Origin of the sequence: Longirhabdus pacifica, assembly GCF_004115085.1 — a bacterium.
Classification (GTDB): Bacteria; Bacillota; Bacilli; order Paenibacillales; family DSM-105158; genus Longirhabdus; species Longirhabdus pacifica.
Window position 1 is genome coordinate 40,156 of the sequence record NZ_QXJP01000024.1, and the last position, 21,635, is coordinate 61,790.

Consider the following 21,635-nt stretch of genomic DNA (forward strand, 5'->3'; position numbering starts at 1 on the left):
AAGCTTTGCAGCACCTACTGTCTACGGTAAACAAATGTTATTTTCTTATGATTATTTAAACCTTAAATAGGTTAACATCTATTATCAGATGTGTCAAGTATCAATTAATATTGAGTACGAACCCCAGGTCCCATAGTGGAAGATACGGAAATGTTTTTCAAGTATACACCTTTAGCTGAAGCTGGTTTTGCTCTTTGCAAAGCTTCCATTAATGTATTCAAGTTTTCCGTTAGCTTATCTTGATCAAAAGAAACTTTACCGATAGGGGCATGAATTTGACCCGCTTTGTCCAAACGGAATTCAATTTTACCAGCTTTGATTTCTTGAACAGCTTTCTCCACATCAAATGTTACTGTACCTGCTTTCGGGTTTGGCATTAAACCTTTCCCCCCAAGCAGACGCCCTAACTTACCAACTTCGCTCATCATATCTGGTGTAGCCACACATACATCAAAGTCGAACCAGCCTTGTTGAACTTTGTTGATCATATCTTGATCGCCAACAAAATCCGCACCCGCTTTTTCCGCTTCTTTTGCTTTTTCACCTTTTGCAAATACAAGAACGCGTTTTGTTTTACCTGTTCCATGTGGAAGCACAACAACTCCACGTACCGCTTGGTCTTGTTTCTTAGGGTCAACACCTAAGCGAACTGCAACTTCAACGGTCTCATCGAATTTCGCTGTGGACATTTTTTTCACAAGTCCAACTGCTTCACTAGGCTCAAAAATCGCTTCTTGATCATATTGTTTCAACGCCTCTGCGTATTTTTTGCCACGCTTTGCCATTCTTATTTCCTCCTCAATGTGGTATTAACGGATGACCCTCCCACTTCATAGCACGTTGTATTAGTCTTCGACTACGATACCCATGCTACGCGCAGTACCTTCAACCATACGCATTGCAGCTTCTACGGATGCAGCATTTAAGTCTTGCATCTTTTGCTCCGCAATGTCTTTTACTTTATCGCGTTTAATTGTCGCTACTTTGTTTACATTCGGTTCACCTGATGCTTTCTCAATTCCTACAGCTTTTTTCAACAATACAGCTGCTGGTGGAGTTTTGGTTTCGAATGTGAAAGAACGATCTTCGAATACACTCAATACTACAGGAATGATTAAACCTGCTTGATCTGAAGTACGAGCATTAAACTCTTTACAAAATTGCATGATGTTAACTCCCGCTTGCCCTAGCGCAGGACCAACTGGAGGAGCCGGATTTGCTTTCCCCGCAGCAATTTGTAATTTGACAACTTTAATTACTTTTTTCGCCACTGTGTACACCTCCTTGCAGTAATGTGGTAGAAACGGGATATTAGCCCTCCCACTGAACAGCTCGCAATCATTCATAAATGAAGTTTTTTAGAAAGAGACGCCTACACCTTTTCGACAGCATCAAAGTCTAGCTCAAGAGGCGTTTCTCTTCCAAACATACTTACATGAACTTTCACTTTACTTTTTTCTAATAATACTTCTTCTACTTTTCCAACAAAATCAGCAAACGGACCTTCTTTGACACGTATGGTGTCGTCCACTTCCAAATCAACAGACGGTCTGATTTCTTCCATTCCCATATGTTTAAGAATAGAATCTACTTCATCAGGCAGTAATGCAGTAGGTTTAGAACCTGGGCCTGATGAACCTACAAACCCTGTTACACCTGGAGTATTACGAACAACATACCAAGAATCATCCGTTTGCACCATTTCAACTAATACATATCCTGGGTAAACTTTTTTCATGACCGTTTTTTTCTTACCGTCTTTGTTTACCACTTCTTCTTCCATAGGTACAAGAACACGAAAGATCTTATCCAACATATTCATAGACTGAACACGTTTTTCAAGATTCGCCTTTACTTTGTTCTCATAACCTGCGTAGGTATGAACAACATACCATCTTTTTTCCATACAAAGACCACCTCTAATTAGGACCTACTAAAACAATGCATCAATTAAATTATTTAGTCCGAAATCCACGATGGTAAAGTATACTGTAACAATTGCAACCGTCACTAAAACGACAATGGTGTAACTAATTAATTCTTTTCGCTTCGGCCAGCGGACTTTTTTCAATTCAGCCCAACTATTTGCAAAAAATGAAAACATGGATCCAAAACTATTTTTTACTTTTCCTAAAATTGCCATGACTACACCCCCAAGTCACTACCTTGTTTCTCGATGAATGGTATGTGCGTTACAGAACTTGCAATATTTTTTGAGCTCTATACGATCTGGGTTCGTTCTCTTGTTCTTATTTGTTGTATGGTTTCTTTGCTTGCAATCTGTACAAGCTAAAGTTACGACTACTCGCACGATGTGACACCTCCTGAGACAACCTCATTGGTAAAGCTTCTATCGTTATGAATTGACATTATGAGCGTTTTAGGGCTACCTAAAAAAATGTATCACACGGGCTTTATGATGTCAAGAAAAAGCTTCTAGTATATGTAGGGATGTAAACATAAATACTACCATGTTTACATTGTTCTCCGCTTTCAACATTCGTAAACATTAGATAGGCAAAAAAAATAGGCTTCACTGATTTCCTGGAAATACTGCTTTGGTATTAGCACCATTTCCAGCAAGCCGATGATGTGCCCACGGGCTGTCACTTCTATTAGAAATTCACTCTACGCAACTCAATGTATCTTTCTAACTTCCTTTTCACTCTTTGCAAGGCATTATCAATGGATTTCACATGTCGCTTCAAGTCTACCGCAATTTCTTGATAAGATCTGCCTTCCAAGTACAACATTAATACTTTTCGCTCCAAGCTACTCAGCAATTCCTCCATCTTATCTTCCAGACCGCTGTACTCTTCTTTACTAATCATCAACTCTTCGGGATTAGAAATTTTGGAGCCACAGATGACATCTAATAGGGTTCTATCCGATTCTTCATCATAAATAGGCTTGTCTAATGAAACATAGGAATTAAGTGGAATATGCTTTTGTCTTGTCGCTGTTTTGATCGCCGTAATAATTTGACGTGTAATGCATAATTCTGCAAATGCTTTAAATGAAGAAAGCTTATCGCCGCGAAAGTCTCGAATCGATTTGTACAAACCAATCATACCTTCTTGTACAATATCCTCTTTATCAGCACCGATTAAAAAATAGGATCTTGCCTTAGACCGAACAAAGTTTTTATACTTGTTGATCAAATATTCGAGCGCTTCTACATTGCCTTCTTGAACCGCTTTGACAATCTCCTCATCTGTTTTGAGTTCATGCTCAGTTATTGTTGAATCATAGAGATCGACTTTCACAGTTAGTATCCCTCCGGTCTTCAAGGCATTAACGACACTTTCAACTTTTCTTCACGAAGCAAGGTTTATTATGTCAAAGTTAGCATAAGTATACATGAATAGCTTGGAAGCCGTCAACCAATTATTTCATAACGTTTACTTATTCGTATATTTTATTTTTTGTTTCCTCTTCTCCATTGTTCAAACTTTTCTTTCAGATCATCCGGCAATCGATTGTCGAACGAATTTTTATGAGGTTGATGTTGTTGATTGGCTATTTTATGACGAATGGATTGTGTGGCTTTCTTCATTTCTCTTACTAACTCCATCGCACTAATTCGCAATCCCCCATTACCAAATGTCACATGCTGTTCGACTCGGTCGGATGTAGCCACATAAATTCTCGTTGCGACATTACTTAATTCTACAACTAACCTCTCAATACATTCATCGGCAGTTTCTTTTTCTTTTGTATAGCGAATATCCATATTGTACATATGTTGTTGGCTGCCTTTTCCGACCACACGATGCGCATCAAAAACAACAATGACTTCTCTTCCACTATACGCTTGATATTCTGCTAACATGGATATAAGCTCATCTCTCGCTCCCTCAAAATCTTCTTTGGCTAACGTTTTTAGCTTATCGTCTGCGCCAATGACATTATAGCCATCCACGATAACAATTTCTTTTCGCATCTAAACAGATCCGTTCCCTCTCTGTCTAACCGCCTCATATGTAAAAAGCGCTGCTGCTACCGATGCATTTAAAGATTGTATTTGCCCAAACATAGGGAGCTTAGCAAGAAAATCACATCGTTCTCTCATTAATCGACTTAATCCTTTGTGCTCATTACCTATAACAATCGCAATGGGCAAGGTCATATCTATATCATATAATGTTTGCTCCGCTTCCCCCGCTGTACCGACAATCCAAATTCCTTGCTCTTTTAACTGCTTTACTTGCTGACCCAAGTTACTCACTCTGGCAACCGGTACGTATTCAAGTGCACCAGCAGATGTTTTCGCTACCGTTGAAGTTAGTCCTACCGCACGTCTTTTAGGAATGATGACCCCGTGAACACCTGCTGCATCGGCCGTACGCAAAATCGATCCAAGATTGTGAGCATCTTCGATTTCTTCTAGAATTAATAAGAATGGTGATTCATTTTTACGCTGTGCCCTCGCCACAATATCTTCTACTGTGACATAGTCTACTGCCGCAACTTGCGCCACGACTCCTTGATGGGCAACATCCGGAAGCATTTGATCTAATTTACGTCGATCTGCCGTCTGATAGACGACACCGTTCTGTTTCGCTAAATCGACTATGTTCTCCACTACGGACGGCTGTGCCTGTTTAGATATCCATAATTTATGCAGCGTTCGATTTGCTCTTAACGCTTCTGTTACCGCATGTTTACCTCCGATGTATTCACTCACTTTTTATCATCCTCCGTTATCGTCATGTTGAACAGCTCTTGTAATCTGTCCCATTGCTCTGTTAAATATAAATAACCAACCAAGCACTCAAATCCTGTACTATGTCGATAATCCATTACCGATGCTGATTTGGGAGCTTGCCCTGATTTACTGTTTCTTCCTCGCTTTACGACTTCCGTTTCTTTTTCTGTCAAATGTGGCATCCACTTTTTCAATGCTTCAACTTGTCCACGTGCCGATACGTGTTTCGTCGTCTCTGTATGTAATGCTTTTACTTTTGCATTATGGTTAGAAACAACGTATTGGCGCACGTACATTTCGTGTACCACATCACCAATATAAGCTAAAACAAGCGGATGTTGGTGATCCGCTTGCTTATCTGAAGAAAAGAAAAACAAATTTGAATCCAATGTCTTCATCCCTTTCTCTTCCAGCGCGTACCTTGAGGCGTATCTTCAAGTAAAATACCTTGCTCTTCTAGCTGTTGTCTAATGGCATCTGCTTTATCCCATTGCTTTGCCTTTCTTGCATCAATGCGATCTTGTAGCAGTTGTTCCACTTCTTCATCTAATATTTCATTGGTTTCCGGTTTGGGTACAATCCCTAATACATCATTCATCTGCTCAAATAACTGTAAGCATTGCTGAAGGGTGATTGGATGTACTTCATCCTGTTCACAGTACTGATTCGCTTCCGTTACGAGTTCAAAGCATGCTGTGATCGCATCCGGTGTATTGAAATCGTCCTGCATTTTCTGATGAAACTTCTGCGCTATACTTTCTATCACTTGTTGCATGTTTTCATCTGCATCTTTTTCCACGTCATTCGTCGTTGCTAGTCGGTGTTGAATGTTAGCAAGACAATTACTTATTCGCGTCGTACCCGCTTTTGCCTGTTCCATTAAGTCATGACTAAAGTTTAGTGGACTGCGGTAATGGGAAGATAATAACGCCATTCTAATACTTTCCGCGTTATATTTTTTTATCAAATCCCTTACATTGACGACATTCCCTAATGATTTAGACATCTTTTCATTATTTAAATTGAGGTACCCGTTATGCATCCAATAGTTTGCAAACGGCTTATCGTGAAGGGCTTCGGACTGTGCCTTCTCGCATTCATGATGAGGAAACTGCAAATCTGCCCCTGCACCATGAATATCAATCGTTTCACCTAAATGTGCTTTTGCTAATGCGGAGCACTCAATGTGCCAGCCTGGTCTCCCAGATCCCCACGGACTGTCCCAAGCGACTTCACCTTCTTTGGCCTGTTTCCATAATACAAAGTCTTGCGGGTTTTCTTTTCGCTTATCTACTTCGACACGAATACCGTACTGTAATTCCTCTAAATTTTGTCCTGACAACTTTCCGTAAGCTTTAAATGCTGTCGTTCTAAAAAAGACATCGCCGCCATTTTCATACGCAAACCCTTTATCCATTAAACCTTGAATAAATTGAATGATATCTTGCATGAAGTCCGTGACTAACGGATGTACTGGCGCAGGATCAACATGTAAAGATGTTTCATCTTGCAAAAATTCTTGAATGTACTTGGAAGACAACTCCTGTGCATTTATTCCTGATTCGTTGGCACGCTTGATGATTTTATCATCTACGTCGGTAAAATTGGATACGTAATGAACGTTGTATCCTAACTGTGTTAAATAATTACGCACGACATCAAAAATGACAACGGGAAGCGCATTGCCGATATGAATGTAATCGTATACGGTCGGACCACATACGTACATGGAAACTTCTCCGCTACGAATCGGCTTAAAAAGCTCTTTTTCACGTGTGAGTGTATTATAAATATATAAACTCATTTGTATCTATCTCCTTACTTGTTTATTTGCTCCAGATCAGCTTCATGATCTTTTATTTTCGTTTCTAATTCATCTATTCTCGCTTGTAACTTATCGCATATGTCAATAACCGGATCGGGTAAGTTACCATGATCTAACTTACCAACTCTGACACCATTTCGCTTTACCACTTTACCTGGGATACCTACTACGGTGCTATGGGAACAAACTTCACGCAATACAACGGCATTCGCTCCGATCCGAACGTAATCTCCCACATGAAAAGACCCTAATACTTTCGCTCCAGAACTAATAACGACGTTGTTTCCTATTGTCGGGTGACGCTTCCCTTTTTCTTTTCCTGTTCCGCCTAGCGTTACCCCTTGATATATGACCACATCGTTACCAATAATACACGTTTCCCCAATAACGACGCCCATACCATGATCAATGAAAAAGCGTTCGCCGATGGTTGCTCCCGGATGTATTTCGATCCCTGTCATCCACCTACTGATTTGGGAAATCATCCGGGCGATGGTGAACCATTTTCGCTTATAAAACCAGTGCGCTATTCGGTATGCCCACAGCGCATGTAAACCAGAATACGTTAGCATAATTTCAAACACACTTCTTGCTGCTGGATCATTATCAAATACCGTCTGAATATCTGATTTTAATGTTTTAAACACGATGATTTCCTCCCTCACCATGATAAAATAAAAAAACTCTGCAGCGAGTAGTCGCTACAGAGACGATTAACGTGGTTCCACTCTGTTTGGATTCCTGTCTCTCCCCATTACCGAAAAACGACAAAGAATCCCACTTTTATTCCTTAACGCGGAAAGACGACATAGCTTAGGACAACGGTGTGCTTTCAGCCATGCAACTTACAGGTGCATTCACGTAGGAGTAGATTAACAGCTCTCAGCGCACACTGTTTTCTCTGTAAATCAACTTTCAATCCATCGCTACTTTCCTGATCCATGTTGTTATGAAAATTATACAACAGTCAAACACTTATCGCTACCTATACGGTTATAAATAAGCGAATGACTATATCGTTAGGCGTTTATTAACGTTTGCAAACGAGAAATTACGGTTTTCTTTCCGAGTAAATACAACGTTTGGTTTAAGTCTGGACCATGCGTTTGCCCTGAAGCGGCAATACGTATAGGCATGAATAAATTTTTCCCTTTATGACCCGTTGCTTTTTGTACCGATTTAATACATTGCTTAATAGAAGCGGGGTCGAAAGTTTCTAAAGATGAAAGCTGCTCAATGAAGGATTGAAGTACTTCCGCTACATGTGGTTGCTGTAAAACTTCCTCTGCTTCTTTATCGTAATCCAGATGCTGATGAAAGAATAGTGCAGATAATGGAACGATTTCAGCTGCATAACGCAGTTGCTCTTGATATAAAGAGACGAGCTGGGTTACCCAATCATAAGTATCCTCATCTATATCATCAAACAAATAACCTGCCTCTTGCATATGTGGAATACATAGGTGCACGATACGCTCTAACTCCGCATGTTTAATATAGTGATTGTTCAACCAGTGTAGTTTATCTGTATCGAACACCGCTGGACTTTTAGATAGACGATTGGCGTCAAAGATGTCCACCAATTGTTCTTTGGAAAATATTTCATCTTCCCCTTCTGGAGACCATCCTAGAAAAGCAATGAAGTTAAACAAAGCTTCTGGTAAAAAACCTAGATCACGATATTGCTCGATAAATTGGATGATAGACTCATCTCGCTTACTCAATTTTTTACGCTGTTCATTGACGATGAGCGTCATATGTCCGAATAAAGGAGCTTCAAAACCTAATGCTTCATATATCATTAATTGACGCGGAGTATTAGAAACATGATCATCGCCTCTCAATACATGAGAAATGTTCATGGTGTAATCGTCTATAACGACAGCAAAGTTATAAGTTGGAATACCGTCTTTTTTCACAATGACAAAGTCACCGAAGTCATTAGAGTTAAAAGACAGTTCCCCTTTTACGATATCTTGAAATGCATATTCTTTATCTGCTGGAACACGAAAACGAATACTCGGCTTGCGACCTTCGGCTTCAAATTGTTCCATTTGTTCTTGGCTTAAATTGCGATGTTGACCAGAATAGCGAGGCATTTCACCACGAGCAATTTGTGCTTCCCGCTCTGCTTCCAGTTCTTCTTCTGTACAGTAGCATTTATAAGCAAGTCCTTTTTCCATTAACTCATTTGTGTATTTTTCATATAATGCTATTCTTTCCGTTTGACGGTATGGGCCGTATTCACCTGGCTTATCCACGGATTCATCCCAATCTAAACCTAGCCACTCCATAAATTCAAGCTGATTTTCAACTCCGCCCTCTACATTACGTTTCAAATCGGTGTCTTCAATACGGACAATCAACTTTCCATTTTGTGAACGTGCGAATAAATAGTTAAAAAGCGCTGTACGTGCATTACCTATATGTAAATGTCCCGTTGGGCTGGGTGCATAACGAACTCTTACTTCTCTTGCCATGACACTTTCTCCTCTCAAAATGTATATACTGGATTACTCCAAATCATAGCATATCTTTCATAAGACAAACAACACACTGTGCTGCAATTCCTTCTCCTCGACCTGTAAAACCGAGTTTTTCTGTTGTCGTTGCCTTTATATTGATTTGCGAAGTCTCCACTTCCAATGTTTCTGCTACCTTTTTCACCATTTGCGGAATGTAGGGTGCCATCTTTGGTTTTTGAGCGATGATGGTTGCATCCAAATTGCTTAACGTAAATCCTTCACTGCGAGACATCTCCCAAACTTGCTGCAATAACACCATACTGTCCGCATCTTTAAATGCTTCGTCAGTATCTGGAAAGTGAGTACCAATGTCCCCTTTTCCTAGCGCTCCTAGTATCGCATCGGTGATCGCATGTAACAGTACATCCGCATCGGAATGCCCTAGTAAGCCTTTCTCATAAGGAATATCCACACCGCCAATGATGCATTTTCTTCCTTCTACTAATTGGTGTACATCGAATCCTTGTCCCACTCTGATCATGTCTTCTCCCCTCCTAACATGACATTTGCCAGTTCTAAATCTTCTGGCGTTGTAATTTTAATATTGCTGTAATCCCCTTCTACCATGACCACTTCTTTTCCACACTTTTCAAGCAGCATCGCATCATCGGTAATGCTATCATCCTGTGCTGTCACTCCTTGATGTGCTTCTATTAAATCGGCAACACGAAAAGCTTGTGGGGTTTGGACGGCCCACAAGCTCCTTCGCGGTGGAGTGTGCAAAATACGTTGCATCGTATCTACTTGTTTAATCGTATCTTTAACAGGGACTCCAAGTACAGCTGCCCCGTGTTGCTTTGCTTTCTCTATACAATGCGAGATATGTACTGGTTTTACAAATGGTCTTACACCATCATGCACTAATACCCATTTCACATCATGTGGCAATTGCTGCAACCCTTTGTACACGGACTGCTGTCTGTTGTCCCCACCAGCAACGACGTGGATTACTTTATGCAATGCATACTGTTCTACCCACTCTTGTACTCTTCGTTTATCTTGCTCTCCAACGACAAGTACTATATATTTTATTTCTTCTACTAACTGAAACGCTTGTATCGTATGCACGATGATTGGCTTGTCCTGTAGCATGAGATATTGCTTACTCTCTGTAGTTTTCATTCGTGTTCCTTTACCCGCTGCGACAATCACCGTTGCTATGTTGTTTTGCTGCTGCATTGTACTTCAACCTCCAATGAATGGAACTTGCGAAACTCAACAGCAATAGTATACGCTTTTTATAGCGCTTTTTCCATTAATTTTGGTTTTGCAAAAATCATTCTGCCTGCAGAAGTTTGCAGCACACTCGTTACAATCACTTCGATCATCGTTCCGATAAAGTCTCTTCCGCCTTCTACTACAATCATCGTCCCATCGTCTAAGTATGCTACCCCTTGTCCCTGCTCTTTTCCATCTTTAATGACTTGTACTAAAATTTCCTCACCAGGCAATACGACCGGCTTTACCGCGTTGGCAAGATCATTAATGTTTAGTACAGGTACACCTTGCAGCTCACAGACTTTATTTAGATTAAAGTCGTTGGTGATTACTTTTGCATCCAGCAATTTAGCTAGTTTAATTAATTTGCTGTCTACTTCAGATTGATCTTCAAAATCACCTTCATAAATGAGTACTTTGACATCTAGTTCTTTTTGAATTTTATTTAAAATATCTAATCCTCTTCTACCCCGATTACGTTTCAACAAGTCAGAAGAATCGGCGATATGCTGCAATTCTTCTAGTACGAATTCTGGAATAACAAGGGTTCCCTCTACAAATTCTGTTTTACAAATATCAGATATTCGACCATCAATAATAACAGAAGTATCCAATATTTTATGGTCTTTCAAACTCTTTCCGCCTTTTGCCTCTGCAGGCTCTCGTTCAAATCTATGCATCCACTGACTGATTTCACTTGCTTTCCTCACGCCAACAATATAACCGAGCACGCCTAAACATAGACTCATACATAATGAAACCCATACTCCAACGCTGCCTAGTCTAGCTAACGGCGGGAAGAACAATACAGAAATAAGTAAGGCAAGAATTAAGCCAATAACACCAGCCATCAACTCTCTTCCTGGTAAATTAGCAATGTTTTGAATCACAGAACCCCATAATTTCATTCCCTTATTCCATAGATTTAACGTTACACCCCAAATGAATGTTGCCATGATACATACGATGCATGCTGTCACGACAATATGAAAATCATACATCGGTGCAATAAACCACTGTAGCAAAAAATAGGCGCTAGCAAAACTAAATAACCAATGCCATAATTTTTTCAATCCAATCACCTCCACATACATGCTTAGAATTAAGTTAGAATACAAATTGATTTGTCCCCTTTTACTATGACAACATGGTGTTAAAATATGAAACATCATTTGTCCAACTTAGTTATAGTATGAACAAAATTAAATTGGGCTAATCCTATAGATTAAGATTATGATCTTTTCCTTTGAAAAAATTCATCAACAAACTTATAATAAATACAATACCTAAATTCTCCAGCAATAATATTGAGGTGATATGTGATGGATAGCAGTGGTTTGAATGTTTTTCAAAAACAAGTTTCAGAGTTACTCCTGCGACATAAAAGTATTTTGGATGTTCTTTCTAAATTTAATGAATCTAATTCATCCGTACATCGCTCCGTCATTAAGTCCATTACGGAATGTGGTTGTTTGGAAGTCAATGCAAATAAACAATCATGGTGCGAGGAAAAAGGGATGGAAGACGCTCAAGAAGGTCTACATTCACATTTAAAAGGAACACTTTGTGAGAATTGTTTGGACGCAGTAAGTACAACGTTGGGGAAAAATTTATTTTATATGGCTTCACTGTGCAATCTGCTTGAAATTGATTTGAATGGTGTCATAGACGAGGAAACGAATAAATGCAACACACTTGGTTTGTTTAAATTATCTTAATGTTAAAGCCCTGGCATATGCCAGGGCTTCTTTGTACTGTATCATGTTTTTCTATTTTGCCTATGCTGTAACATGTTAGCAATATAGACTGACTAAAACCACCATTCAGTTTTTATTGCCATACCTTTATTTCTTTTTCTTTAAGCCATACAGTGCGTAAAAACATAACACAGCTAAAATAACCATAATACATTGTTCTGGAAAATATAAAAAGGACAGTAGTAATAAAACGATACATAAAAGAAGGAGCCAAATATGTTTTCTTGAAATGTGTATATTTTTAAAGTTTGGATATTTAATGTTGCTAACCATTAACACCGATAACAATAAAGTAATGATAACAAGCACCATCGGTTTAAATTCTGCTTCAAATAATGCAATTGTGCTTAATATCGCACCTGCTGCTGGGATAGGCAATCCGATGAAATAGCCTGGTTGTGATTCCACGACATTAAACCTCGCTAACCTTACCGCTCCGCATATAGGAAAAATAGCAGTTGCGAACAATCCTACTATAGTAGGTTGTATATCTTGAAATAAAACAACATACATAATAAATGCAGGTGCTACACCAAATGAAATGACATCGGATAATGAATCTAATTCTCTTCCGAAATCACTTTGCACATTCAATGCCCGTGCTATTTTCCCATCTAGTCCATCTGTAATCATTGCTAAAATAACCATAAATGCTGCCAGCTCTGGTTTGTTGTTAAATATAAAAAGAATGGCCAGCATTCCCATACAAAGATTTCCTATGGTAAAAAGATTAGGTAGTGATTTATTAATCATATACTTCCACCTCATAACTACCCTATTGCAATTTTGCTAGTAATAACCCGCTGTAGAGGGAATGCTTCCTCCCCAAATACAGTCTATCACCGTCACAAAAACCTACAATATGTTTAATTAATATGATTCAGCTTAACATTAACAAATATAAAAGTATACGAATATCTTGAACGACCCACCACTTATCACCCTTTCGGGCTGCTTGAAGTGGGGGATTCCTAAGAACATCAGCGTAACCGCCAATTGTTTATTAAGCTATCCCCGTAGTCCCTACGGTTAAGAGACGAATCGCTTCGTTTCTAAGGTTTAATCCTGCGTTAACATATAGGGGATACTGTCACTTTCGTTGTTCATCCTATATATATACATATTTTATGATTGTATGTAATTTATATATGTCTGTCAATAAACACTTGTTCTTGGATTCGCTTCAGCCCTTCTTTGATTGCACGAGCTCGAACTTCTCCTATTCCATCTACTTCATCTAATTCTTCGATGGTCGCCATTTTAATATGTGGTAAATAATCAAAACAGTCAATCAAATTTTGTACGATAACAGATGGTAATCTAGGGATCTTATACAATACTCGATAACCACGAGGAGAGACTGCTTCTTCCAATGTGCTATTGTTGCTAGGAAATCCTAATATTCTTACGACAGTTTGGGAGTCTAACAGTTCATCGTTACTTAGCTGAGCTAAATTCCCCGTGATTTCCTTTATACTTTCTTCACTCGGGTCTTTACAATAATCTTGAAGTAAACAAGCAGCTTCATGGTCCATCTTAGAAGTAAGTTCTTCCACTTGCATACTAATAAGGCGGCCTTCTGTACCTAATTCATTCACATATTTCTTAATTTCTTTCTTTATTCTAAGTACCATTTCCACTCGCTGTATGACATGACAAACTTCATGCAATGTCACTAACTCTTCGAATTCACTGGCACCTAAATTAATGAATGCTTGATCGGAAACGACTTTATATTTCTCCAGCGTTTGAATGGCTTGATTGGCTTTCGTTAATATGACTCCAATATCTTTGAGCGAATATCTGAGATTCCCTTGATACAGGGTGATCACATTTCTACGCTGAGAAATGGAAACAACTAGTTTATTTGTTTGTTTCGCAACCCTTTCCGCTGTCCGGTGTCTAATTCCCGTTTCGGTTGAAGATATAGAAGAATCCGGTATTAACTGCGTATTGGCATATAAGATTCTACTCACATCTTCACTTAAAATGATGGCTCCGTCCATTTTAGCCAGTTCATATAAGTAGTTTGAAGAAAAATCACAGTTAATGGAGAAACCACCATCTACTATATCCATCACTTCAGAGCTATAACCTACTACGATTAGCCCACCCGTCTTGGCGCGAAGCACATTATCCAAGCCTTGGCGAAACAACGTTCCTGGTGCTACAAGTTTTAGTAAAGAACTCATTATATCATTATTTGTTTTCTCTATCATGTTCCAACCCCCTGGTTGCTACACTATTCTCTATATCATCGTCACATCAAGCGCTTCTGAAACCGTGCTGACTCCGATAATTTGTATATCGGCAGGATGTTTCCAACCACTTAAACTATGCGATGGTAAAATGACTCGTTTAAAGCCTAATTTTTTCGCTTCGTACACCCTTTGTTCTACCCTGGATACCGCTCTTACTTCACCCGTCAAGCCAATTTCCCCGAATACAACATCATCGTGTCTTGTTGGCTTATCTCGGAAACTAGATGCGATCGTAATCGCAATAGCCAAATCAACCGCTGGCTCCTCTAACTTAATACCGCCCGCTACATTGACAAAGGCATCATGGCTTTGCAACACCATGCCCATCCTCTTCTCCAAAACCGCAATAATTAAGGAAAGTCTATGATGATCTATTCCTGTCCCCATTCGCTTTGGCGAGGGAAAGTGCGTTCTAGATACTAACGATTGCATTTCCACGAGCACAGGTCTGCTTCCTTCCATGCTGGCAACGACGATAGACCCCGCTACTCCTTTAGGACGCTCAGACAAAAACAGTTCAGATGGATTGCTCACTTCTCTCAGACCTAAGTCTTTCATTTCAAAAATGCCCATTTCATTCGTAGATCCGTAACGATTTTTCACTGCTCTAAGCATCCGATATGCATGATGGCGATCCCCTTCAAAATATAGAACGCTATCCACCATATGCTCCAACATTCTTGGACCCGCTATATTACCTTCTTTAGTCACATGTCCAACGATAAAGGTTGCGATTTGCTTTGTTTTTGCTATTTTCATTAACATACTTGTACATTCACGCACTTGAGAAACGCTGCCCGGTGCAGAAGTGATTTCGGGGTGATAGACGGTTTGTATGGAGTCGATAATAAAGTATTCTGGATTTAATTTTTCTATCTTCTCTACAATATATTCTAAATCTGTCTCACACAAAACATAAAGATGATCGGAAAGTACATTTAATCGGTCTGCCCTCAATTTGATTTGCTGTGCCGATTCTTCTCCCGAAACATACAACACTTTTTTGTTCTGTTTTGCGATAGATTGTGAAATTTGCAGTAATAGCGTGGACTTACCTATACCTGGATCACCACCAACCAACACTAACGATCCAGCAACGATACCGCCACCCAATACTCGATTAAATTCGCCAATATCTGTTTTTAATCGCTCTTTTTCGCTACTTTTTATATCGGTAATAGCTTGTACATCTTCCTGCTTTTGAGAAGGCAAAAAGCTAGATCTTTCATTCTTTTTATTCTGTGTTCGTTGTTCGACCATGCTGTTCCATGCATGGCATCCTGGGCATTTCCCCATCCATTTCGGTGTTTCATAGCCGCATTCTTGACAGACAAATTTAGTTTTTTCTTTTGATTTCAAATGGGTTCATCCTAACATTATCCATGTTTTTATAATTTTTTATAATAAAAGTTTACCATTTAACGATCTTATTGAAAAGATGTACGCCTATGGATATATTTATAAATTAAAATCACTCGATAGTTTTACCTACCGAGTGATTTTATCTAACCTGTTATTTATAAAAGGAGAAGGAGGAGATATTAGGATGTGGATTTTTCGAGATCTTTTTTCTCCACGGACAATTCGCCGTCTTTTTCATCAATGAGCAATTTGTCTCCTTTTTTTATTGCTCCTTTAAGCAATTCTTCACTCAGACGATCTTCGACAAATTTTTGTATCGCCCTGCGAAGTGGTCTCGCACCGTATGTCGGATCAAAACCTTCTTTAGCCAAATATTTTAATGCGCTATCCGTTAGCTCAAACTCTACTTCTAATTCTTTCAATCGGTTCTTAAGCTCATTGATCATTAACGATACGATTTCTTGAATATTTTCTTCTTTTAAGGAGTGGAATACGATCGTTTCGTCTAATCGATTCAAAAATTCTGGTCTGAAGCTTTTCTTTAATTCTTCTAGTACTTTCGATTTCATGTTGCTGTAGTCTCTTTGATCGTCATTATTCGCTGTGAATCCTAACGTTGAGTTTTTGCGAATGAGATCTGCACCCACGTTGGACGTCATCACGATTAAAGTATTTCTAAAATCAACTAATCTTCCTTTGGAGTCCGTTAATCTTCCATCCTCCAGTACTTGTAATAAGATATTGAATACTTCAGGATGTGCTTTCTCTATTTCGTCTAAAAGGATAACAGAGTATGGTTTTCTACGAACTTTTTCCGTTAATTGTCCTCCTTCATCAAATCCCACGTATCCTGGAGGAGCACCCACAAGTCTAGATGTTGCATGCTTTTCCATATACTCTGACATATCAATTCGAATCACGGAATTTTCATCCCCGAACAAGGACTCTGCAAGCGCTCTAGCTAATTCCGTTTTCCCCACTCCAGTTGGTCCAAGGAAAATGAAGGAGCCAATTGGACGCTTCGGATCTTTCAATCCTGCTCTAGCTCTACGTATAGCACGACTTACCGCCGTTACTGCTTCATCTTGCCCAATGACACGCTCATGCAAGATAGATTCCATTTTCAGCAGTCTTTCTGTTTCTTCCTCTGCTAGTTTCTTCACTGGTATTCCCGTCCAGTTAGAAACGATATCTGCGATATCATCTGGTGTCACTTCAGAATCTGCTCTTCCTTGTTGCTCTTTCCATTTTTTCTTCGTTTGCTCTACTTCTTCTTTGATTCGTTGTTCGTCATCTCGAAATGAAGCTGCTTTTTCAAATTCCTGACTTTGTACGGCAGCATCTTTCTCCTGTCTAATTTGTTCCAAGTTGCTTTCCATCTCTTTCAAACTAGGTGGAACTGTGTACGATCTTAATCTCACTTTTGAAGCTGCTTCATCGATAAGATCGATAGCTTTATCCGGTAAAAAGCGATCTGGAATGTAACGATCAGAAAGTTTAACCGCTTGTTCAATCGCTTCATCCGTAATTTTAACGCGATGATGTGCTTCATAGCGATCTCTTAGACCGTAAAGAATTTGAATTGCTTCTTCTGAAGAAGGTTGATCCACATTGATAGGCTGGAATCTTCGTTCCAATGCCGCATCTTTTTCAATATATTTACGGTACTCATCCAATGTCGTTGCACCGATACATTGTAGTTCTCCTCTTGCAAGGGAAGGTTTTAAGATGTTGGATGCGTCAATGGCTCCTTCCGCTCCGCCTGCACCAATGAGTGTATGCAATTCGTCAATGAATAAGATAATGTTCCCTGCTTGGCGAATTTCGTCCATGATTTTTTTCAGACGATCTTCAAACTCACCTCTATACTTCGTGCCAGCAACGACAGATCCCATATCCAATGTCATGACACGCTTATCTCTTAGTGTTTCTGGAATTTCATTATCCACAATACTTTGTGCCAATCCTTCTGCAATCGCTGTTTTACCTACGCCAGGTTCCCCGATGAGAACAGGATTGTTTTTCGTACGACGACTGAGCACTTGAATAACGCGTTCTATTTCTTTACTTCGACCAATTACAGGGTCTAAGTTATTTTCCTTAGCTATAGCAGTCAAGTCTCTTGCTAAGCTGTCCAAAGTCGGTGTGTTTGCATTGCTAGAACTGTGTTGACTAGAAGACATCGTCTCGCTATTCCCTAGTAATTGCAACACTTGTTGTCTCGCCTTGTTTAGAGACACTTCCAAGTTGTTCAGCACTCTTGCTGCTACACCTTCACCTTCACGAATAAGCCCTAACAATATGTGCTCTGTTCCCACATACGTGTGACCAATTTTTCTCGCTTCATCCATGGACAATTCGATTACTTTTTTCGCTCTTGGAGTGTAAGCAATGTTTTTGGGTTCTTCTTCCCCTCTTCCTATTAGTGACTCCACTTCAGATTGTATCTTTTCCAAATTTAAACCTAATGCAATAAGTGCTTTTGCCGCTATACCTTCGCCTTCACGAATTAAACCTAGCAATATGTGCTCTGTTCCAATATTGTTATGACCCAATCTTACTGCTTCTTCTTGGGCAAGCGCTAATACTTTTTGCGCTCTTTCCGTAAATCTTCCAAACATCATGTTACAGCACCTCCGAATTTTAAATCTTCATAATAAATGCACATACTTCTTATTTTATATGTTCTCTTATCATCTCTGCTCTGCGAATGTCTCTCTCTTCTGCGTTTAAATTTTTACCTGCATACGTTTGTAGGAATCCAGGTTGTGTCATGACCATTAGCTCATTGAGTATATTGGCAGAGACGTTCGTAATCATACCTAGATCAATCCCCAACCTTATATCAGATAATCTTTGCGCTGCTTCTTTGGAGTCAATAATATGAGCATGTGATAAAATGCCATATGATCGCATACTGCGGTCAATAATCGATGTATATTGTTCATCTAATAATGTAGCCCTAGCTGATCGTTCATGCTCAATAATTTGCTTCACTACACTATATAGGTTTTCTATAATTTCCTCTTCTGATTGCCCTAATGTAATTTGATTTGAAACTTGAAATAAGTTTCCTATCGCTTCACTACCTTCGCCGTATATACCACGAACGGTTAGCCCAACTTGATTTACTGCAGATAATATTCTGTTAATCTGTTGAGTTAAAACAAGTGCAGGGAGATGAAGCATGACGGAAGCTCTTAGTCCCGTTCCTACGTTAGTAGAACAGCTCGTTAAATAGCCTCTTTTCTCATCAAACGCATAATCTAATTGCTGTTCAAATACATCATCTATTTCACTTGCTAACTGAAAGCTTTGATCTAGTTGTAATCCAGGAGATAGACATTGTATTCTCAAGTGATCTTCTTCATTAATCATAATACTGATGGCTTCATTCTCACTAAGCAGCACGCCACCGTTTCTTGCATCATTAGCTAGATTAGGACTAATCAAGTGTTTCTCCACCAGAACTCTTTTCTCTAACTTATCCATATCGTTTAACTTCAATATTTCAAAATTTTGAATATCATTTAAATCTCTTTGTTGTAACACTTTACTCACTTCTTCTAGCACGTTGTTGGCTTGTTGATCTGTAGCAAGCATTGGAAATGGATACTGCCCAATATTTCTAGCTAGTCGAATGCGACTACTGATAACGATATCAGCGTCTGTACCTCCACCACGCATCCATTCACTGAGTGCATCCTCAATGAATTTTTTTGTTCCCATCTACTCATCCCCCCTTACATACCAGATAGTTTTTGTTCTATTTCTTTTATTTGATCTCGAATTTGAGCGGCTTCTTCAAACTGTTCATTTTCAATATTGCTTTGCATTTTCTTTTTCAATACATCTATTTTGCGAGCGTATTTTATTTTTCCAGCTGAGCGGGATGGGACCTTACCTACATGCGTGGTGGTACCATGCACCCTACGAAATAAAGGATCTAAGTGGTCAGAAAAATACGTATAACATTGACTGCAACCAAAGCGGCCTACTTTTCTAAACTGATGATAAGTTAATCCACAATTTTCGCATCTCAATTGTTTTTGACTATTTTCATATGAAGTACCAGCCTGATTAAACTCCAGTAAACCAGACAGTAAATTATGAATAGAGAAACTGTTAGAAGAGCCAGGGATAAGGTCTCCTTTTTCTTTTGCACATTTTTCACAAATGTGAATCTCTGTTTTTTCTCCATTGATAATTTTAGTGAAATGAAGTGTTGCTGATCGCTCATTACATTCCTGACATAACATAGATCATCCCTCCTTTAGTAGTATACTTTTTATTATCTCCAACTCATACCAAGTAAAACAATGTATGACATATTGCAATTTATGATTTATTTGAGGTCAATACTACGGTAAGCATGGCCTTTAATATTCTTGCTCTTATCTCATCACGAAGTGGAAGACTAAAAGCCAGTACTTCACGTGAACACACTACTTTTAGCATTTTCATTTCCCTAAATGTAATATGCTTACCCTCATGTAATTGATCTAGTATTCCTTCAGCATTGAGTTGATCTATACTGTTACCTATCTTCTGAAATATAAACTCATTTAATTGGGCATGTTGTGGCAGGCTGACTTTTTGTATTCGTATATACCCACCACCTCCTCGTTTACTTTCTACTAAGTAACCTTTTTCAATGGTGAACCTTGTACTAATTACATAATTAATCTGTGAAGGAACGCATTGAAATTGGTCTGCAAGATCATTCCGCTGAATCTCAATCGCTTTTTGAGGGTTTTCTTGTAATATATCTTTCAAATATTTTTCAATGAGGTCGGAGATGTTTCGCATCAACGGTGGCCTCCAATTCAATTAATTGACTTTGACTTTCTTTGACTTTAATTTTATTATATCAAATTTTTTATATGATGCAAGTATTTATGTTCATATTTTTTCTCTACTTGCTCCAACATATACCTTCATTTGAAAAAGTTTTATTACTAAGTGAAAAACACTTTGTTACTTCTTTTTACTATTTCTATATGTTTAAGCAGGGTAAAGCTTGTGAGGTAGTAATTTTTCCATCTTATGATTAGCGGTAATAAGTCGGTTGTAACAAGTTCATTCAACTTATATATCTAAAAATCATTACTTGTACTATGTCTTCTACACAAGCAGTAGTGCGCTGAGATGCATTATATAATACATGGAGGTGAAATCAAATGTCTGGATTTGGAGCTAAAAAGTATGGTGTAAAATGTAAGGCTGTTAACGGTGGTGGTCGTAAAAAATATCGCGGTGCTAAATGTTTTGCTTATGCTTATGGTAAAGGCAAAAAATATGGTGTTAAATGTTCCGCTTATGCTTATGGAAAAGGCAAAAGGTATGGTGGCTTTTCTAAATGTCCTGCTTGTGCCAATGCAGGTCGCAAAAGACACACTGGTGTAAAATGTTTAGCTACTGCTAATGGTGGTCGTAAAAAAGGTTATGGTGGATATGGTGTTGGGTGTACTGCTAAAGGTAAAAGTTTACGCGAAAAATTAATTAGATGTCATTTAGAAAATGCCTATTTGAGAAAACGCCTATATTAATATAAAAACGTAATGTTACTGCTTGTGCTTGTTATATAGCACAAGCAGTACGTCTGTTTCACGTAATTGAAGTACATAGCGTATGTAAATGAAATATGAATAAAGTAACGTTACTTATTCATTGTTTTAAATTTTTAAAATCAATGCTTGTACCATGTCTTTAACACAAGCAGTATAGCGTTCCACTGCATTTAATAATATATGGAGGTGAAGTTCAATGGCAATAAGAAAACCAGGTGGTAATTCTGGCAATGGGTTTGGTAGCAGTGGATTTGGCGGTTATGGTTTTGGTAGCAGTGGATTTGGCGGTTATGGTGCTGGTTCTGGATGCAGACTTCCAGTTAGAAGACACCGCCGCATAGTAGTTAGAAGAATTGAAAGAGCGCTTATAAGAAGACTTTTGAAGTGTCTATAATCATCAGTAAACTAT

General features: G+C 38.8%; 25 protein-coding genes and 2 other annotated features (1 of these 27 running past the window's edge). Of the genes, 3 read left to right on the top strand and 22 right to left on the bottom strand.

Annotation, left to right across the window (positions count from 1 at the left end):
- Positions 1-45: a sequence feature (ribosomal protein L10 leader region), on the bottom strand (it extends 101 nt beyond the left edge of the window).
- Positions 46-104: 59 nt separating this feature from the next.
- From rplA to D1Z92_RS14830, 15 genes are all read right to left on the bottom strand, one after another.
- On the bottom strand, positions 105-785 hold the full coding sequence (rplA, locus tag D1Z92_RS14760) for a 50S ribosomal protein L1 (RefSeq protein WP_128896446.1): 681 nt from the start codon (positions 783-785) through the stop codon (positions 105-107).
- 60 nt (positions 786-845) lie between these two features.
- The gene (gene rplK / locus D1Z92_RS14765) at positions 846-1,271 is read right to left on the bottom strand and encodes a 50S ribosomal protein L11 (protein ID WP_128896447.1); all 426 of its coding nucleotides are present in this window, start codon (positions 1,269-1,271) and stop codon (positions 846-848) included.
- Positions 1,272-1,372: 101 nt separating this feature from the next.
- A complete protein-coding gene (nusG, locus tag D1Z92_RS14770; RefSeq protein WP_128896448.1) occupies positions 1,373-1,906 on the bottom strand; it encodes a transcription termination/antitermination protein NusG in 534 nt (177 codons plus the stop codon).
- Positions 1,907-1,933: 27 nt separating this feature from the next.
- Positions 1,934-2,143, bottom strand: coding sequence for a preprotein translocase subunit SecE (secE, locus tag D1Z92_RS14775; RefSeq protein ID WP_128896449.1), 210 nt, complete (start codon positions 2,141-2,143; stop codon positions 1,934-1,936).
- 18 nt (positions 2,144-2,161) lie between these two features.
- Positions 2,162-2,311 carry a 50S ribosomal protein L33 gene (gene rpmG, locus D1Z92_RS14780; protein ID WP_128896450.1) on the bottom strand — a complete coding sequence of 50 codons (150 nt, stop codon included), beginning with the start codon at positions 2,309-2,311 and terminating at the stop codon, positions 2,162-2,164.
- 304 nt (positions 2,312-2,615) lie between these two features.
- Positions 2,616-3,266 carry an RNA polymerase sporulation sigma factor SigH gene (gene sigH, locus D1Z92_RS14785; protein ID WP_128896451.1) on the bottom strand — a complete coding sequence of 217 codons (651 nt, stop codon included), beginning with the start codon at positions 3,264-3,266 and terminating at the stop codon, positions 2,616-2,618.
- A gap of 152 nt (positions 3,267-3,418) precedes the next feature.
- A complete protein-coding gene (locus D1Z92_RS14790; protein ID WP_128896452.1) occupies positions 3,419-3,943 on the bottom strand; it encodes an NYN domain-containing protein in 525 nt (174 codons plus the stop codon).
- Complete coding sequence (gene rlmB, locus D1Z92_RS14795; protein ID WP_128896453.1) at positions 3,944-4,687, bottom strand: 23S rRNA (guanosine(2251)-2'-O)-methyltransferase RlmB; 744 nt, start codon at positions 4,685-4,687, stop codon at positions 3,944-3,946.
- Positions 4,684-5,106 (bottom strand): Mini-ribonuclease 3, encoded by a 423-nt coding sequence (locus tag D1Z92_RS14800; RefSeq protein WP_128896454.1) that lies wholly within the window; start codon positions 5,104-5,106, stop codon positions 4,684-4,686. Before D1Z92_RS14800 ends, rlmB begins: the two co-directional genes overlap by 4 nt.
- Positions 5,103-6,512: a cysteine--tRNA ligase gene (gene cysS, locus D1Z92_RS14805; RefSeq protein WP_128896455.1), complete on the bottom strand. Its 1,410-nt coding sequence runs from the start codon at positions 6,510-6,512 to the stop codon at positions 5,103-5,105. The genes D1Z92_RS14800 and cysS overlap by 4 nt, the downstream gene beginning before the upstream one ends.
- A 14-nt stretch (positions 6,513-6,526) precedes the next feature.
- Positions 6,527-7,180, bottom strand: coding sequence for a serine O-acetyltransferase (gene cysE / locus D1Z92_RS14810; RefSeq protein WP_128896456.1), 654 nt, complete (start codon positions 7,178-7,180; stop codon positions 6,527-6,529).
- A 55-nt stretch (positions 7,181-7,235) separates the two neighbouring features.
- Positions 7,236-7,484: a binding site (T-box leader), on the bottom strand.
- Positions 7,485-7,552: 68 nt separating this feature from the next.
- Positions 7,553-9,013, bottom strand: coding sequence for a glutamate--tRNA ligase (gene gltX / locus D1Z92_RS14815; protein ID WP_128896457.1), 1,461 nt, complete (start codon positions 9,011-9,013; stop codon positions 7,553-7,555).
- 43 nt (positions 9,014-9,056) lie between these two features.
- Entirely contained in the window at positions 9,057-9,539 is a 483-nt protein-coding gene (gene ispF / locus D1Z92_RS14820; RefSeq protein WP_128896458.1) for a 2-C-methyl-D-erythritol 2,4-cyclodiphosphate synthase, read from the bottom strand.
- The gene (gene ispD, locus D1Z92_RS14825) at positions 9,536-10,237 is read right to left on the bottom strand and encodes a 2-C-methyl-D-erythritol 4-phosphate cytidylyltransferase (protein ID WP_128896459.1); all 702 of its coding nucleotides are present in this window, start codon (positions 10,235-10,237) and stop codon (positions 9,536-9,538) included. The genes ispF and ispD overlap by 4 nt, the downstream gene beginning before the upstream one ends.
- A 59-nt stretch (positions 10,238-10,296) precedes the next feature.
- Positions 10,297-11,349 carry a PIN/TRAM domain-containing protein gene (locus D1Z92_RS14830; protein ID WP_240666763.1) on the bottom strand — a complete coding sequence of 351 codons (1,053 nt, stop codon included), beginning with the start codon at positions 11,347-11,349 and terminating at the stop codon, positions 10,297-10,299.
- A gap of 249 nt (positions 11,350-11,598) precedes the next feature.
- Here D1Z92_RS14830 and D1Z92_RS14835 point away from each other — a divergent pair, with 249 nt between their 5' ends.
- Positions 11,599-11,994: a DUF1573 domain-containing protein gene (locus D1Z92_RS14835; protein ID WP_128896460.1), complete on the top strand. Its 396-nt coding sequence runs from the start codon at positions 11,599-11,601 to the stop codon at positions 11,992-11,994.
- Positions 11,995-12,120: 126 nt separating this feature from the next.
- Here the strand turns inward: D1Z92_RS14835 and pssA are convergent, their stop codons facing one another.
- The 7 genes from pssA to D1Z92_RS14875 form a co-directional block, all read right to left on the bottom strand.
- Complete coding sequence (gene pssA / locus D1Z92_RS14840; RefSeq protein ID WP_128896461.1) at positions 12,121-12,786, bottom strand: CDP-diacylglycerol--serine O-phosphatidyltransferase; 666 nt, start codon at positions 12,784-12,786, stop codon at positions 12,121-12,123.
- A 389-nt stretch (positions 12,787-13,175) separates the two neighbouring features.
- Positions 13,176-14,252: a DNA integrity scanning diadenylate cyclase DisA gene (gene disA, locus D1Z92_RS14850; RefSeq protein WP_128896462.1), complete on the bottom strand. Its 1,077-nt coding sequence runs from the start codon at positions 14,250-14,252 to the stop codon at positions 13,176-13,178.
- Between the two features lie 30 nt (positions 14,253-14,282).
- Positions 14,283-15,590, bottom strand: a complete 1,308-nt coding sequence (radA, locus tag D1Z92_RS14855) for a DNA repair protein RadA (RefSeq protein ID WP_240666765.1) — start codon at positions 15,588-15,590, stop codon at positions 14,283-14,285.
- Between the two features lie 245 nt (positions 15,591-15,835).
- Positions 15,836-18,280 (bottom strand): ATP-dependent protease ATP-binding subunit ClpC, encoded by a 2,445-nt coding sequence (clpC, locus tag D1Z92_RS14860; RefSeq protein WP_128896464.1) that lies wholly within the window; start codon positions 18,278-18,280, stop codon positions 15,836-15,838.
- A gap of 49 nt (positions 18,281-18,329) precedes the next feature.
- Positions 18,330-19,385: a protein-arginine kinase McsB gene (gene mcsB / locus D1Z92_RS14865; protein WP_128896465.1), complete on the bottom strand. Its 1,056-nt coding sequence runs from the start codon at positions 19,383-19,385 to the stop codon at positions 18,330-18,332.
- Positions 19,386-19,399: 14 nt separating this feature from the next.
- Entirely contained in the window at positions 19,400-19,915 is a 516-nt protein-coding gene (gene mcsA, locus D1Z92_RS14870; protein ID WP_128896466.1) for a protein-arginine kinase activator protein McsA, read from the bottom strand.
- A gap of 79 nt (positions 19,916-19,994) precedes the next feature.
- Positions 19,995-20,465: a CtsR family transcriptional regulator gene (locus D1Z92_RS14875; RefSeq protein ID WP_128896470.1), complete on the bottom strand. Its 471-nt coding sequence runs from the start codon at positions 20,463-20,465 to the stop codon at positions 19,995-19,997.
- A gap of 371 nt (positions 20,466-20,836) precedes the next feature.
- Here D1Z92_RS14875 and D1Z92_RS14880 point away from each other — a divergent pair, with 371 nt between their 5' ends.
- Positions 20,837-21,205 carry a hypothetical protein gene (locus D1Z92_RS14880; protein WP_128896467.1) on the top strand — a complete coding sequence of 123 codons (369 nt, stop codon included), beginning with the start codon at positions 20,837-20,839 and terminating at the stop codon, positions 21,203-21,205.
- Between the two features lie 217 nt (positions 21,206-21,422).
- Positions 21,423-21,620, top strand: a complete 198-nt coding sequence (locus D1Z92_RS17515) for a hypothetical protein (protein ID WP_206099765.1) — start codon at positions 21,423-21,425, stop codon at positions 21,618-21,620.
- Positions 21,621-21,635 lie beyond the last annotated feature (15 nt).